Source organism: Actinotalea sp. JY-7876, from assembly GCF_014042015.1.
In the GTDB taxonomy this organism is placed as follows: domain Bacteria; phylum Actinomycetota; class Actinomycetes; order Actinomycetales; family Cellulomonadaceae; genus Actinotalea.
The window spans coordinates 2,466,491-2,480,678 of record NZ_CP059493.1 but is presented as its reverse complement, the minus strand read 5'-3'; the positions used below and the strand labels follow the sequence as shown (position 1 = coordinate 2,480,678).

The 14,188-nt window shown below is 76.0% G+C and carries 15 protein-coding genes; 7 read left to right on the top strand and 8 right to left on the bottom strand.

From position 1 onward, the window contains the following. Positions 1 to 153 precede the first annotated feature (153 nt). Positions 154 to 3,102, top strand: coding sequence for a preprotein translocase subunit SecA (secA, locus tag H2O74_RS11535; protein ID WP_182111718.1), 2,949 nt, complete (start codon positions 154 to 156; stop codon positions 3,100 to 3,102). 50 nt (positions 3,103 to 3,152) lie between these two features. Here secA and H2O74_RS11530 read toward each other — a convergent pair whose 3' ends face one another. After that, on the bottom strand, positions 3,153 to 3,683 hold the full coding sequence (locus tag H2O74_RS11530) for an Rv3235 family protein (protein ID WP_182111717.1): 531 nt from the start codon (positions 3,681 to 3,683) through the stop codon (positions 3,153 to 3,155). Next, positions 3,680 to 4,450 carry a LysM peptidoglycan-binding domain-containing protein gene (locus H2O74_RS11525; protein WP_182111716.1) on the bottom strand — a complete coding sequence of 257 codons (771 nt, stop codon included), beginning with the start codon at positions 4,448 to 4,450 and terminating at the stop codon, positions 3,680 to 3,682. The genes H2O74_RS11530 and H2O74_RS11525 overlap by 4 nt, the downstream gene beginning before the upstream one ends. A gap of 143 nt (positions 4,451 to 4,593) precedes the next feature. Between H2O74_RS11525 and H2O74_RS11520 the strand changes: the two genes are divergently transcribed. Continuing rightward, on the top strand, positions 4,594 to 5,124 hold the full coding sequence (locus H2O74_RS11520) for a hypothetical protein (RefSeq protein WP_182111715.1): 531 nt from the start codon (positions 4,594 to 4,596) through the stop codon (positions 5,122 to 5,124). A gap of 30 nt (positions 5,125 to 5,154) precedes the next feature. Here H2O74_RS11520 and H2O74_RS11515 read toward each other — a convergent pair whose 3' ends face one another. Both H2O74_RS11515 and H2O74_RS11510 read right to left on the bottom strand, forming a co-directional pair. Next, a complete protein-coding gene (locus tag H2O74_RS11515) occupies positions 5,155 to 6,162 on the bottom strand; it encodes a cation diffusion facilitator family transporter (protein ID WP_182111714.1) in 1,008 nt (335 codons plus the stop codon). A 75-nt stretch (positions 6,163 to 6,237) separates the two neighbouring features. Further along, complete coding sequence (locus H2O74_RS11510) at positions 6,238 to 6,468, bottom strand: helix-turn-helix domain-containing protein (protein ID WP_182111713.1); 231 nt, start codon at positions 6,466 to 6,468, stop codon at positions 6,238 to 6,240. Positions 6,469 to 6,626: 158 nt separating this feature from the next. Between H2O74_RS11510 and H2O74_RS11505 the strand changes: the two genes are divergently transcribed. Genes H2O74_RS11505 through H2O74_RS11495 form a run of 3 tightly spaced genes read left to right on the top strand, consistent with a single transcriptional unit; the run spans position 6,627 to position 9,100 of the window. Next, positions 6,627 to 7,328, top strand: coding sequence for a hypothetical protein (locus H2O74_RS11505; protein ID WP_182111712.1), 702 nt, complete (start codon positions 6,627 to 6,629; stop codon positions 7,326 to 7,328). After that, on the top strand, positions 7,325 to 8,617 hold the full coding sequence (locus tag H2O74_RS11500; protein ID WP_182111711.1) for a hypothetical protein: 1,293 nt from the start codon (positions 7,325 to 7,327) through the stop codon (positions 8,615 to 8,617). The genes H2O74_RS11505 and H2O74_RS11500 overlap by 4 nt, the downstream gene beginning before the upstream one ends. A gap of 15 nt (positions 8,618 to 8,632) precedes the next feature. Continuing rightward, positions 8,633 to 9,100, top strand: a complete 468-nt coding sequence (locus tag H2O74_RS11495; protein WP_182111710.1) for a hypothetical protein — start codon at positions 8,633 to 8,635, stop codon at positions 9,098 to 9,100. A gap of 88 nt (positions 9,101 to 9,188) precedes the next feature. On the opposite strand, the gene hisN is transcribed toward H2O74_RS11495, so the two are convergent. Genes hisN through H2O74_RS11475 form a run of 4 tightly spaced genes read right to left on the bottom strand, consistent with a single transcriptional unit; the run spans position 9,189 to position 13,093 of the window. Next, on the bottom strand, positions 9,189 to 9,986 hold the full coding sequence (gene hisN / locus H2O74_RS11490; protein WP_182111709.1) for a histidinol-phosphatase: 798 nt from the start codon (positions 9,984 to 9,986) through the stop codon (positions 9,189 to 9,191). A 35-nt stretch (positions 9,987 to 10,021) separates the two neighbouring features. After that, positions 10,022 to 11,095, bottom strand: coding sequence for a ribosome small subunit-dependent GTPase A (gene rsgA / locus H2O74_RS11485; protein WP_182111708.1), 1,074 nt, complete (start codon positions 11,093 to 11,095; stop codon positions 10,022 to 10,024). A gap of 7 nt (positions 11,096 to 11,102) precedes the next feature. Further along, positions 11,103 to 12,455: a 3-phosphoshikimate 1-carboxyvinyltransferase gene (gene aroA / locus H2O74_RS11480; RefSeq protein WP_182111707.1), complete on the bottom strand. Its 1,353-nt coding sequence runs from the start codon at positions 12,453 to 12,455 to the stop codon at positions 11,103 to 11,105. Between the two features lie 50 nt (positions 12,456 to 12,505). Then, positions 12,506 to 13,093 (bottom strand): DoxX family membrane protein, encoded by a 588-nt coding sequence (locus H2O74_RS11475; RefSeq protein ID WP_182111706.1) that lies wholly within the window; start codon positions 13,091 to 13,093, stop codon positions 12,506 to 12,508. Positions 13,094 to 13,174: 81 nt separating this feature from the next. On the opposite strand from H2O74_RS11475, the gene H2O74_RS11470 reads away from it, so the two are divergent. Beyond that, a complete protein-coding gene (locus H2O74_RS11470; protein ID WP_309232730.1) occupies positions 13,175 to 13,882 on the top strand; it encodes a sigma-70 family RNA polymerase sigma factor in 708 nt (235 codons plus the stop codon). Continuing rightward, on the top strand, positions 13,879 to 14,169 hold the full coding sequence (gene rsrA / locus H2O74_RS11465) for a mycothiol system anti-sigma-R factor (RefSeq protein ID WP_255491584.1): 291 nt from the start codon (positions 13,879 to 13,881) through the stop codon (positions 14,167 to 14,169). The genes H2O74_RS11470 and rsrA overlap by 4 nt, the downstream gene beginning before the upstream one ends. The last annotated feature ends 19 nt before the right edge of the window (positions 14,170 to 14,188 follow it).

The following is a 14,188-nucleotide window of genomic DNA, read 5'->3' as shown; positions in this document are numbered from 1 at the left end:
CCGGCCGCGACCGGTCCCGGGACGGCCCGCCACGCTCACCGGGTGGCGTCGTGCCCGGCGAGGCGCCGCCCTCGCCTACGATGGACGTCGGTCTGTCTCGACCATCGGCTCGTCGCCGCCCGGCACGGGTCTCTGAGAAGTCTGGAGCAACGCGTGCCGTCGATCCTCGACAAGGTCCTGCGGATGGGCGAAGGCCGGATCGTCAAGCGGCTGAGCGGCCTCGCCGACCAGGTCAACGCCCTCGAGGACAGCTTCAGCGCCCTCAGCGACGCCGAGCTGCGCGAGGAGACCGACCGCTTCAAGGCGCGCCTGGCCGACGGCGAGACGCTCGACGACCTGCTGCCCGAGGCGTTCGCCGCGGTGCGCGAGGCCGCGAAGCGGACGCTCGGCCACCGGCCCTACGACGTCCAGCTCATGGGTGGGGCGGCGCTGCACCTCGGCAACATCGCCGAGATGAAGACCGGTGAGGGCAAGACCCTCGTCGCGACGCTGCCGGCGTACCTCAACGCGCTGACCGGCAAGGGCGTCCACGTCGTCACGGTCAACGACTACCTCGCGAGCTACCAGAGCGACCTCATGGGCCGCGTGTTCCGGTTCCTGGGCCTGACGACGGGCTGCATCATCGCGGGCCAGAAGCCGGCCGAGCGGCGCGAGCAGTACGCGGCGGACATCACGTACGGCACGAACAACGAGTTCGGCTTCGACTACCTGCGCGACAACATGGCGTGGAAGCCGGAGGAGCTCGTCCAGCGCGGCCACCACTTCGCGATCGTCGACGAGGTCGACTCGATCCTCGTGGACGAGGCGCGCACGCCGCTCATCATCTCCGGGCCCGCCTCGGGCGACTCGAACAAGTGGTACGGCGAGTTCGCCAAGGTCGCGCGGCGCCTGACGGCGGACGTCGACTACGAGGTCGACGAGAAGAAGCGCACCGTGGGCGTCCTCGAGCCGGGCATCGCCAAGGTCGAGGACTACCTGGGGATCGAGAACCTCTACGAGTCGCTCAACACGCCGCTCATCGGGTTCCTCAACAACGCCCTCAAGGCCAAGGAGCTCTTCAAGAAGGACAAGGACTACGTCGTCATGAACGGCGAGGTCCTCATCGTCGACGAGCACACCGGACGCATGCTGCCCGGCCGTCGCTACAACGAGGGCATGCACCAGGCCATCGAGGCCAAGGAGGGCGTGGCGATCAAGGCCGAGAACCAGACGCTCGCCACGATCACGCTCCAGAACTACTTCCGCCTGTACGACAAGCTCTCCGGCATGACCGGCACCGCCCAGACCGAGGCGGCGGAGTTCCAGAGCACGTACAAGCTCGGGGTGGTGCCCATCCCGACGAACCGGCCGATGCAGCGCGTCGACCAGCCCGACCTCGTCTACAAGAACGAGGAGGGCAAGTTCAAGGCCGTCGTCGACGACATCGTCGAGCGCCACGCCGCGGGCCAGCCCGTGCTCGTCGGTACGACGAGCGTCGAGAAGAGCGAGCTCCTCTCGCGGCTCCTGCGCAAGCAGGGCGTCCCCCACGAGGTCCTCAACGCCAAGCAGCACGCGCGCGAGGCCGCGATCGTCGCCCAGGCGGGCCGCAAGGGCGCCGTCACCGTCGCGACGAACATGGCCGGCCGCGGCACCGACATCATGCTCGGCGGCAACGCCGAGTTCATGGCCGTCGCGGCGCTCGCCGAGAAGGGCCTGAATCCCGCGGACCAGCCGGAGGAGTACGAGGCCGCGTGGCCCGCGGCCCTCGAGGCCGCCACCTCCGCCGTCGCGGCGGAGCACGAGGAGGTCGTCGAGCTCGGCGGGCTGTACGTGCTGGGTACCGAGCGTCACGAGTCGCGGCGCATCGACAACCAGCTGCGCGGGCGATCCGGCCGCCAGGGCGACCCGGGCGAGTCCCGGTTCTACCTCTCGATGACCGACGACCTCATGCGGCTGTTCAACGCCGGCCTGGCCGAGTCGATGATGAACCGCGCCGGCTTCCCCGACGACATGCCGCTCGAGTCGAAGATGGTCTCCCGCGGCATCCAGAGCGCCCAGGCGCAGGTCGAGGCGCGCAACTTCGAGATCCGCAAGAACGTCCTGAAGTACGACGACGTCCTCTCGCGCCAGCGCACGGTCATCTACGACGAGCGTCGCCGCGTCCTGCAGGGCGAGGACATGCAGGACCAGATCCAGCACTTCGTGACGGACGTCGTGACCGCGTACGTCGACGGGGCGACGGCCGAGGGCACGCCCGAGTCGTGGGACCTCGAGGCGCTGTGGACCGCGCTCAGGGTCGTGTTCCCCGTCTCGATCACGTCCGAGGAGGTCGTCGAGGAGGCCGGTGGTGCCACGCGGCTCACGCGCGACCTGCTGCTCGAGGAGCTGCTGTCCGACGCGCGGCACGCGTACGAGCAGCGCGAGGAGCAGCTCGGCTCGGCGAACATGCGCCAGCTCGAGCGGCGCGTCGTGCTCTCGGTGCTCGACCGCAAGTGGCGCGAGCACCTCTACGAGATGGACTACCTCAAGGACGGCATCGGCCTGCGGGCGATGGCGCAGCGCGACCCGCTGGTCGAGTACCAGCGCGAGGGCTTCCAGCTCTTCAACGCGATGACCGAGGGCATCAAGGAGGAGTCGGTCACCTACCTGTACAACCTCGAGGTCAAGGTCGCCGACCCGGCCGCGAGCGTGGGCGCCCAGCCCGGCGGCCCGCAGCTCGTGGGTGCGGCCGCCGCGGCGCCGGCCACCGGCGACGCCCCGCTCGAGGTGCAGGACAGCGCGGCGGCCGACGGCGTGCCGCAGGACGATGTGCCGCAGGACGACGTCCCCGGCGACGACGCCCCGGTCCCCGCCGCGCGTCGCCGGACCAGGGCGGCCGCCGGCGCGACCTCGTCGCCGGCTCAGACGCTGATCGCCAAGGGCCTCGACGGCCCGGAGCGCCGGGTCCCGCTGCAGTACTCCGCGCCCAGCGTGGACGGCGACGCCACCGCGGTGGTGACGGCCGAGGCGGGGCCGAGCGAGAAGGACGGCCAGACGTACCCCGGCACGCCGCGCAACGGGCAGTGCCCGTGCGGGTCCGGCAAGAAGTACAAGGCCTGCCACGGGAAGAACGAGGTCGCCTGACCCGCGTCGCCTGAGCTGAGCCGCTCGACCCGTGTGCCGGGTCGGGCGGCTCAGCCGATCTGGAGCACCGTCGCGCGCCACGCGCCGCGGCGCAGCTCCATGCGGACCGCCGCGGCGCGGACCCGGGTGCCGTCGTGCACGACCACGCTCGCCTCGGCGACCGTCCGGCTCACGCGCGAGACCACGGTGCTGCGCACGGTGGGGCGCCGGGCGGGCGGTGCGACGGCGGCGGGGCAGCGCCGGCTGAGCTGCTCGAAGACCGCGGGGCTGACCCAGCGCGCGAGCTGGAGCACGGGCCGGCCGCCGGCGAGCGACTCGACGGCCGCCAGGACGACCGCGCCGCACAACCGCGCGGGGTCGGACGGCGAGGCCTCGACCGGCGCCGGGGCAGCGACGGGCCACAGCGACTCCGTGACGGGCGACGTCACGCACCGCAGCAGCGGCGCGACGGCCTCGGCGGCTCGTGCGGCGGCCTGCGGGGCGGGCTCGGGGGAGGGCGGCAGCAGCAGCCGCAGGCCTCCGCCGCCGCGGTGCGGCGGCCGGGCGGGGCGGGCGGGGCGTGTCAGGGCTGTGGCGCTCATGGCTGCTCCTCGTGGGTGGTGGTCGGCCCGGCCGGCGCCCGCAGGTGCTGGCCCGGGTGGATCAGGTCGGGGTCGGTGCCGACGACGTCCGTGTTCGCGGCGTGCCAGGCCGGCCAGGCGGCGGCGACGTCGGCGGCGGACGACCCCGCGGGCAGGTGGTCCCGTGCGATCGCCCAGAGCGTGTCCCCGGGCGCCACGACGTGGACGGGCGCCGCGACCGCGCTCGGCTCCGGCGCCGCCGGCACAAGGGCGGCGGCGGTCAGGGGCGCCGCCGCGGCAGGCACGGGCGCCGCGCCGGTCGGGGCGGACGCGATCGGCGACGAGCCCGGTGCCGGCGCCGGCTCGGCGACCGAGGTCGTGACGGTCCAGCCGAGGTCGGTCCCGGGATCGGACGGCCCGCCCGTCGCCGCCGCGGCCGGCGTGGCGACCAGGACGCCGCCCACGCCGACCGCGAGCACCCGCCGGAGGATCGCGGGCGTCAGCCGGGAGCCGAGGCGCTCGACCGTGGCCGCGCGGCGGCCGAGCGCCTGCGAGGCGAGCGAGACGACGAGCAGGCCGCACCCGAGCGCGAGCACCGCCGCGGCGAGCGCCCCGCCGGCCAGGACGACGACCAGGACGCCGGCCTCCACCCCGCCCGGCGTGGCGAGGTTCGTCTGCGCGGCACGGTCGACGGCCAGCGTCGCGAGCAGGGCGGCGCCGCCCGCCGCGGCCGCGCAGGCCGCGCCCGAGCGCACCAGCCCCGCGCCGAACCGCCACCGTGAGGTCATCTCGCCACCGTTCATCGCGTTTGATGTCGTTTGATGCATCTGAAGCATGTTGGGTGCGCAATGGTCTGTCCAGGGGTCGGGTGCCGTTGTGGACAACTAGCCCCGCCGCGTCGGCCGGAACCCTCACGCCCTACGGTGGGCCGGTGAGATGGGACGCCCTGTTCGCGGACATGGAGCTGCAGCTCGCGGCGGCCGAGGTGGCCGACCTCCAGGCGGAGGTCGCGGAGCTGACGCGGGCCGAGCGCGGGGCGGTCACGCTGGCCGACCGCCTGCGCGGCGGTCTCGGCGAGGTGGTGACCCTGTGGCTCGCCTCCGACCGCGTGCGGGGCCGGCTGACCGACGTCGGGCCGGTGTGGGCGCTGGTCACGGACGCCGGGCACGAGCACCTGGTGCCGCTGTCGGCGGTGACCTCGGCGTCCGGCGTCGGGCGCGCGAGCGCGGTTCCCGAGTCGGCGGCCGTCCGGCGCCTCGGACTCGGTCACGCGCTGCGCGCCGTCTCGCGCGACCGCAGCGTGGTGCGGGTCGTCACGACCGGCGGAGCGCTCACCGGGCGGATCGACGAGGTGGGGGCGGACCACCTCGGCGTCGCCCTCGTCCACCCCGACGGGCCGCGCCCCACGGGCGAGGTCCGCCTCGTGCCGTTCGGCTCGATCCAGGTGGTCAGCAGCCTCTGACGGGCGCCGGGGCGCCCCAGCGGACGTGGCTCAGCCGGCGGCCCCACCGGCGTCGGGCGGCACCAGGGAGGGCTCCTCGGGCTCGGCCAGCGAGAGCACGACGCCGACGACGCCCGGCCGGGCGCGCAGCGCCGCCTCGACCTCGGCGAGCCGGTGCGCGGCGGTGGTCTCGTCCGGGTCGCCCGCGAGGTCCACGGCGCCGCTGAGGAAGACGCGCCGGGCGCCGACGACCTCCAGCCGGAGCTGCGTGACGCGCGCGACCTGGGGCATCGCCAGGAGCATGCGCAGCGCGGCGGCCTGGAGCGCCGGGTCCACCGTCTCGCCCACGAGCGAGCGCAGGTTCCGCCAGATGAGGACGACGGCCACGGCGCCGAGCAGGAGGCCGACGAGGATCGAGCCGACGGCGTCGGGCACGGGGGAGCCCGTGACCTGGTTGGCCACGATGCCGACGGCGGCCAGCACCAGGCCGACGAGCGCGGCCGCGTCCTCGAAGAACACGGCGCGCACGGTCGGGTCCGAGGTCGCGAGGACCTGCTCCAGCAGGCCGCGCCGGCGGCGCTCGGCCTCCGCGCGGCTCTGGCGCCACGCCTGGAGGAACGACACGCCCTCGAGCACGAAGGCGACCCCCAGGACGACGTAGGCCACGGCGAAGTCCGTCGCCGGCTCGGGGTCCGTCAGCTCGTGGATGCCGTGGGTGACCGAGACGCCGGCCCCGACGGCGAAGAGACCGATGGCCGCGAACAGCGACCAGACGTAGACCTCGCGGCCGTACCCGAACGGGTGCGAGGCGTCCGCCGGGCGAGCGCCGCGGCGCTGCGCGATGACGAGGAACACCTCGTTGCCCGTGTCCGCCCACGAGTGGGCAGCCTCGGCGAGCATCGCCGCGGCCCCGGTGACGACGGCGGCCACCGTCTTGGCGATCGCGACGAGCAGGTTCGACAGCAGCGCGAGGACCACCGTGCGGGTCGACTCGCCGCCGCCCTCGGCGTCCGGACGCGCCGGGGCCGTGTCGGGGGCCGGCGTCCGGTCCGTGGCCATGGTCCGGCGTAGCACGCCGACCCGCCGGGCGCGACACGAGCGGGGCGGGGTGCCGCGCTCGGCGCGGCCCGGGTCTCAGGCCGACGGACCGCCGTCGTGCGCGGCCGCGCCCTCGGTGCGCGCGCGGGACTGCGCGTACATGCGCTCGATGTACGCCTCGAGCTCGCTCGCCTCGACGCGCCAGACGCCCCTGCCGCCGATCTGGATCGCGGGCAGCTCGCCGGACTTGACGAGCGAGTACGCCTGCGGCGCGGAGATGTTCAGGATCTCCCTCACGTCGGCGAGCGTGAGGAACCGGGGTGCCATGGCGGCAGTGTGCCACGCGCCTCGCGCCGGGACCGTTCGTCCACAGGAGTGACGCCGGGGCCCGTTCGCCGGGCAGAATCCCCACGAACGCGGGCGGAACGGCATGATTCGCACCACGCCGGCCGCGCGGCGGCGGCCCCCGACGACGAGGCAGGCAGATGGAACCCACGGACCAGGCGGTACTGACCGCGGAGCGTCCCGTCCTCGCGCGTCCCGTGGCGACGCGCCTGCGGCGACCGGGGTGGCGCGACCCGCGGCTGCTGCTCGGGCTCGTGCTCGTCGCCCTGTCCGTCGCGCTCGGCGCCTGGGCGGTGGGGGCCGCGGGCCGCACCGTACCCGTCTACGTGGCGCAGCAGGCGCTCGTGCCGGGCCAGGTGCTCGACGCCTCCGTGCTCGTGGTCCGTGACGTCCGCCTCGACGCGGCGGCCGGCGCCTACCTCGGCGCGGGGGAGCCGCTGCCGGACGACCTGGTGGTGCAGCGGCCCGTGGCGCAGGGGGAGCTCGTGCCGCGTGGTGCGCTGGCGCAGGAGGACGACCTCGGGCTGCGTCCGGTGGCGGTCGGCGTGCCCGCGGGGCTCCCGTCCGGCCTGGCGCCGGGGGCGGCCGTGGACCTGTGGTTCGTCCCCGCGGCCGCGGACGGCCTCGACGCCTCGGGCGCCGGCGAGGCGACCGAGCCCTACGAGGTCGCGGCCGGACTCACCGTCGCGGAGGTCGCCGAGCCCGAGGGCGCGTTCTCCGTCGGTGCGACGACGACCGTGCACGTCCTGGTCCCGGTGGACCGGCTCTCCGAGGTCCTCGCGGTGACCGCGGCGGAGGGCAGCCTGCACGTCGTCGTCGTGCCCGGCCTGGGGACGTCGTGACGACCGGCGTCCTGTGCGCCGTCCGCGGCCCGGCGGAGACGGTCGTGGTCCGCGACCTGACCGCGGCGCGCGGGCGGTTCGAGGTGACGCGCCGCTGCGCCGACCTCGCCGAGCTGCTCGGCGCCGCGGCCGCCGGGCTTGGCACTGTCGCCGTCGTCTCGGCCGACCTGCCCGGGCTCGACCGCGAGGCGGTCGACCATCTCCGCGGGTCCGGCGCGCGTGTGGTCGTGCTCGCCGGGGACCGCGACGCGGGGCTCGCGCACCTGGGTGCCGACGCCGTCGTGGCGGCCGGTGGCGACGTCGCGCAGGCGATCTCGGCCGCGCTCGCCGCGCCCGACCGCACGTCCGCGCGCGACGCGCGCCTGGGTGCGCGCCTCGAGGCCCGCGCGGAGCCCGTCCAGCCCGCCCCGCGGGCGCCGGCCGGGGGAACGGCCCCGCCCGGGCGCCTGGTCGCCGTGTGGGGCCCCACCGGTGCGCCCGGACGCACCACGCTCGCCGTCACGCTCGCCGCCGAGCTCGCCGCCGAGCTCGCCGGCGCCCCGGACGCGGCCGCGCAGGACGGCCGGGACGTCCTGCTGGTCGACGCGGACACCTACGGCGGCACGGTCGCCCAGGCGCTGGGCCTGCTCGACGAGTCGCCCGGGCTCGCGGCGGCGTCGCGCGCGGCGACGACCGGGCGGCTGGACGTGGCGGCCCTCGCGGCGCTGACTCCCGCCGTCGGCGCCGGGCTGCGCGTGCTGACGGGCCTCAGCCGGGCCGAGCGCTGGCCCGAGGTGCCCGGCCCGAGCCTGGATCTGGTGTGGCGCGCGGCGCGCGACCTCGCCCGGTGGACGGTCGTCGACACGGGGTTCTCCCTCGAACAGGACGAGGCGCTGAGCTACGACACGCGCGCGCCCCGGCGCAACGCCGCCACGCTCTCGGCGCTGGCGGAGGCCGACGTCGTGGTGGTGGTGGGCGGCGGCGACCCGATCGGGCTCCAGCGTCTCGTCCGCGCCCTGGGGGATCTCGCCGAGGCGGGCGTGGCGCCGGGGCGCCGCGTCGTCGTGGTCAACCGGCTCCGCGCGTCGGCGAGCGGCCCGCGGCCCGGCGACGCCGTCCGCGGCGCCCTGCACCGCTACGCCGGCGTGGAGGACGCGCTGCTGGTCCCCGAGGACCGTGCCGCCTGCGACGGGGCGCTGCTCGCGGGCCGCACGCTCGTCGAGCACGCGCCGTCGTCGCCCGTGCGGCGGGCGGTCCGGCACGTCGCCGAGCACGTCGGGCGCGTGCTGGCGCCGGTGGCGAGCGGCTGAGGGCACACTGGTCCCGTGCGCATCTACCTGCCGTCGAGCCTGGCCGAGCTGGCCTCCCGGGGACCGCTCGCGCCGCGCGTGGTCCACGCCGTGACACCCGCCCTGCGGGCCGCCCTGGCGGACGAGGACGACGAGGGCCTCGAGTACGCGGCCCAGCTGCTGGCGGCCGACGACAGCCTCGACGCGCTCGACACGAGCACGCGCGCGGGCCGCCGCCGCGTGGTCGTCGCCGCCGACGTCCCGGACGCGGTGGTCGACGCCCTGGACGGCGACGAGGCGCACGCGCCCAGCGCGGTCCGGCTGACGAGCGCGGTGGGCTGGGACGACGTCGCCTGCGCGCACGTCGACGAGGCCGCCGCCGAGGACGACGTCGTGGCGGCTGCCGCGGGCGACGACGACGCGACCGAGCGCCTGGCCGAGCGCGACCTGCTCTGGTACGACGTCAGCGAGCTCGGGCGCCTCGCGGCGGGCGTCAAGGGCTGAGCGCTCCTCGCACCGGCGCACCGGCGCACCGGCGTGCCAGTGCGATGAGGGTGCCCGGCGACCGCGGGTCCCCGGCGTCGCGGGAGCCTCAGCCGTCGGTGCGGTCGAGCCGGGCGAGCACCTGATCGTGGAGCGCGCCGTTCGTCACGACGGCGGAGCCGCCGAACGGGCCGGGCGTCCCCGCGAGGTCCGTGAACCGGCCGCCGGCCTCCGTGACGATCGGCACCAGCGCCGCCATGTCGTGCAGCGCGAGCTCGGGCTCGGTCGCGACGTCCACGGCGCCCTCGGCGACCAGGACGTACGACCAGAAGTCGCCGTAGGCGCGCGTGCGCCACACCGCCCGGGTCAGGTCGAGGAACGCGTCGAGCCGTCCCTCGTCCTCCCAGCCGCTCAGGCTCGAGTACGACAGCGACGCGTCCTCGAGCCGCGTGACCTGCGAGACGTGCAGCCGGCTGGCGGCGGCCAGCGACTTGCCGGTCCAGGCGCCGGAGCCGAGCGCCGCCCACCAGCGCTTGCCGAGCGCGGGCGCGCTGACGACGCCGAGCACCACCTCGCCCTGGTCCACGAGCGCGATGAGGGTCGCCCAGACCGGCACGCCGCGCACGAAGTTCTTGGTGCCGTCGATGGGGTCGATGACCCACCGCCGCGGGCCGTGGCCGGTGTCCGCCATCTCCTCGCCGACGACGGCGTCGCGCGGTCGGGTGCGGGCGAGCTGCGAGCGCACGATCTCCTCGGCACGCCGGTCGGCGTCGGTCACGGGGGTCGTGTCGGGCTTCGTGTCGACCTGCAGGTCCTGCGCCTTGAACCGCGACATCGTCAGGGCGTCGACCTGGTCGGCGATCACGTGGGCGAGGCGGAGGTCGTCGTCGTAGCCCGAGCGCGTCATGGCTGCACCGTACCGGGCGTCCCGCCCGCCGGGGCTCAGGCCGGGTCGGCGCCCGTGCGCGCCGCCAGGAGCCGCCGCATGGAGTCGACCCGGACGGCGCGCTGCTCGTGCTCGGCGCCCTCGGCCTGCGCGGCCCACTCGTCCAGCGCGCAGTCCGGCGCGTCCGCCGCGTGCGTGCAGCCCCGCGGGCAGCGCTCGGCGGCCACGGCGGACAGGTCCGCGAAGGCGCCCAGGAGGCTGTCCGGCTGGACGTGCGCGAGGCCGAAGGACCGCACGCCCGGGGTGTCGATCACCCAGCCGGAGCGGTCCGGCAGGCGCAGCGCGACGGCGGACGACGACGTGTGGCGCCCGCGCCCCGTGACGTCGTTGACCCTGCCGGTGGCCCGGCGCGCGTCGGGCACCAGCGCGTTGACGAGCGTCGACTTCCCGACGCCCGAGTGGCCCACGAGCACCGAGGTGCGCCCGGCCAGCCTGGCCCGCACCTCGTCCAGCCCGGTCCACTCCCCGGGCGCGCCCTCGTGCCCGGCGGCGACGGTCCCGTCGCCGTGGGAGCGCGCCGTGACGACGACGTCGACGCCGATGGGCCGGTAGAGCGCGGCGAGCGGCTCGGGGTCGGCCAGGTCGGCCTTGGTGAGGCACAGCAGCGCGTCCATCCCCGCGTCGTAGGCGGCGACGACGCACCGGTCGATCATGCGCGTGCGCGGCTCGGGGTCGGCCAGCGCCGTGACGATGACGAGCTGGGAGGCGTTCGCGACGATGACCCGCTCGACCGGGTCCGTGTCGTCGGCGGTGCGCCGCAGCACGGTCGACCGCTCGCCGATGCGCACGATGCGGGCGAGCGAGCCCGGCGCGCCGCTCGTGTCCCCGACGACGTCCACCCGGTCGCCGCACACGACGCGCTCGCGGCCGAGCTCGCGCGCCTTCATCGCGAGCACGACCCGCTCGTCCGGCGCGCCCGGCGCGACGAGCAGGTGGTACCGGCCCCGGTCCACGCCCGTGACCAGGCCCTCCACGGCGTCGTCGTGGTCCGGCCGCTGCTTGGTCCGCGGGCGCGAGCCCCGCGGGTTGGGCCGCGTGCGGACGTCGCTCTCGTCGTAGCGGCGGGTCACGCGCGCCTCACGCCGTCGTGCCGGTGGGCGGGGTGCCGAGCATCGCCGTCCACATGCCGACGAAGTCGGGCAGCGTCTTGCGCGTGGTGGCGACGTCGACCACCCGGATGCCGGGTACCCGCAGCCCGATGAGGGCGGCGGCCGTCGCCATGCGGTGGTCCCGGTACGTCTGCACGGTCGCGCCGTGGAGGGGACGCGGCGTGATGACCAGCCCGTCCGCCGTCTGCTCGGCCTGACCGCCGAGGCGGCCGATCTCGGTGGCGAGCGCGGCGAGACGGTCGGTCTCGTGGTTGCGGACGTGCGCGATCCCGCGCAGGCGCGTGGGGGAGACGGCGAGGGTGGCCAGCGCCGCGATCGTCGGTGCGATCTCACCCGCCGCGTGCAGGTCGACGTCGATGCCGCGGACCTCGCCCGTGCCGGTCACGGTGAGCACGTCGCCGTCCAGCGACGCGGCGCCGCCCATTGCCGTGAGGAGCTCGGGGAGCATCGCGCCCGGCTGCGTCGTGTCCGTGGGCCAGCCCGGCACCCGGACGGTGCCGCCGACGGCGAGGGCGGCGCACAGGAACGGCGCGGCGTTGGAGAGGTCCGGCTCCACGCGGACGTCGCGGGCGGCGACGGGCCCGGCCTGCACCTGCCAGATGTCGGGCCGGGAGTCGTCGACGACCACGCCGGCCGCGCGCAGCACCTCGACCGTCATCCGGATGTGCGGCAGGCTCGGCAGCGTCCGGCCGGTGTGCCGGACGGTCAGGCCGCGGGGGAGCAGCGCGCCCACCAGCAGCAGCCCGGAGACGAACTGGGACGAGCTGCTGGCGTCGACGTCGACCATGCCGCCGGTCACCGCCGGCCCACCGGTCACGGTGAAGGGCAGCGTGCCGCGAGCACCGTCGTCCACCCGCGCGCCGAGCGCCCGCAGGGCCGCCAGCACCGGCGCCATGGGGCGCACCCGCGCCTCGGCGTCGCCGTCGAACCGCACGGTCCGGCCGGTCAGGGCGGCCACCGGCGGCAGGAAGCGCATGACCGTCCCGGCGAGGCCGCAGTCGACCTCGACCGGCTCGCCTCCGGGGGCCGGCGCGGGCGCGCCGAGCTCGAGGGGCTCCACGGCCCAGTCGGTGCCGTCGCGCTGGACCCGGGCGCCCAGCTGCTCGAGCGCGGCCGCCATCAGCAGCGTGTCCCGCGAGGCGAGGGCCCCGCGCAGGACGCCGGGCCCGTCGGCGAGCGCGGCGAGCACGAGGTAGCGGTTCATGAGCGACTTCGAGCCCGGCACGTCGACGAGCGCGTCCAGCGGGCCGGTCGCCGTGGGCGCCGCCCACAGCTCGTCGACGGCGTGGTCGGTGCTGGGCGGCGCGGGCGCGGGCGTCATGCTGCCGAGGCTACCGGCGCGCGCGGCGCCGGTGCTGGCGCCGTCCGGCGTCAGGCGGCGCGGCGGGCCTCGCGCACGGCGCTGCGGGCCGCCCGGGCCTGCTCGACGCGCCAGGCGAGCCCGGGGCGCCCCTGCGTGTCGGCGGCGGCCAGGAGGGCGCCGCCGATCATCGTGAGGTTGCGCAGGAAGCGCTCGCGGATCACGGCCCGGTCAGCGCCGCCCGGTCGCACGGACGACCCGACGCCGCCCGTCGCGCCGATCGGCCGCCCGAACCGCTTGCGGCCCGCCGACGTCGCCTCGGCGGCCTCGGACGCGGTCGCGACCACGCGTGCGGGCCGGCCGAAGGGCTGGTTCACGACGGCGAGCGGCACGGTCAGGCCGGCGAGGACCAGCCCGGAGGTGCGCGGGGCCCGGCCGACGGCCAGGAGGAACGCCGCGACCGCCATCAGCACGCCGTGCGCGCGCACGAGCTGGCGCAGGCGGTGCTCGTCGACAGGGTCGGGCAGGCGCCCGCCGCCCAGGCTCTGCCAGGCGGCCGTGGTGCGTGCGACGTGCGGGTCCGGTCGGCGTGCCGCGTCCAGCCCTTCCGAGACGAACCATGCGGCGAACAGGGGCCTGGCGATCCGACGGACCATCATCGACGTCTCCTAGCGCTCGGCGTAGCCCTCGCACGCTAACGTGCCGGGAATGCCTCCCGCGACCGCGGCGTTGCGCACGGCATGAGCACCGTCCTCCTGGCCCCGCCGCGCGGGGTGGGCGTGCGCCTGTCGGCGCCGAGCCGAGGACCCGTGCTGGCACTAGGCTCGGTGACGATGAGCGAGGACACCCAGCGCGCGCCGGAGGAGGATGCCGACACCCGCGCCGCGCGGTTCGAGGCCGAAGCCCTGGTCCATGTCGACCAGCTCTACTCGGCCGCCCTGCGGATGACGCGCAACCCGACCGACGCCGAGGACCTGGTCCAGGAGACGATCCTCAAGGCGTTCGCGGCGTTCCACCAGTACCGGCCCGGGACCAACCTCAAGGCGTGGCTGTACCGGATCCTGACGAACACGTTCATCAACACGTACCGCAAGAAGCAGCGCGAGCCGCAGAAGTCCGCCACCGAGGACATCGAGGACTGGCAGATCGCGCGGGCGGCCTCCCACACGTCCGCCGGCCTGCGGTCGGCGGAGGCCGAGGCGCTGGACGCGCTCGCGGACGCGGACGTCAAGGACGCGCTCCGGGCGATCGGCGAGGACTTCCGGATGGCCGTGTACCTCGCCGACGTCGAGGGGTTCTCCTACAAGGAGATCGCGGAGATCATGGGCACGCCGATCGGCACCGTGATGTCCCGCCTGCACCGGGGGCGCCGCCAGCTGCGCGAGCTCCTCACCGACTACGCCCGCGAGCGCGGGCTCGTCCCTGCCGCCGAGGGAGGCTCCCAGTGACGGACGAGACCACTCAGGAGGGGCAGGCGGTCGGGCCGGGCGGCCTGGACTGCGCCGAGGCCCTGCGCAAGCTCTTCGTGTTCCTGGACGCCGAGATCGGCGAGGCCGAGGGCGACCAGATCCGCGCGCACCTGGCGGACTGCGAGCCTTGCCTGGCCCAGTACGACATCGAGGACCACGTCAAGCGCCTGGTCAAGCGGTCCTGCTCCGACTGCGCGCCGCCGGAGCTGCACCTGCGCATCCGGGAGCAGCTGAGCGTGCTGCGGACCCGCACGCTGGGCGGGTAGCGCGCCGGCTGAACCGGGC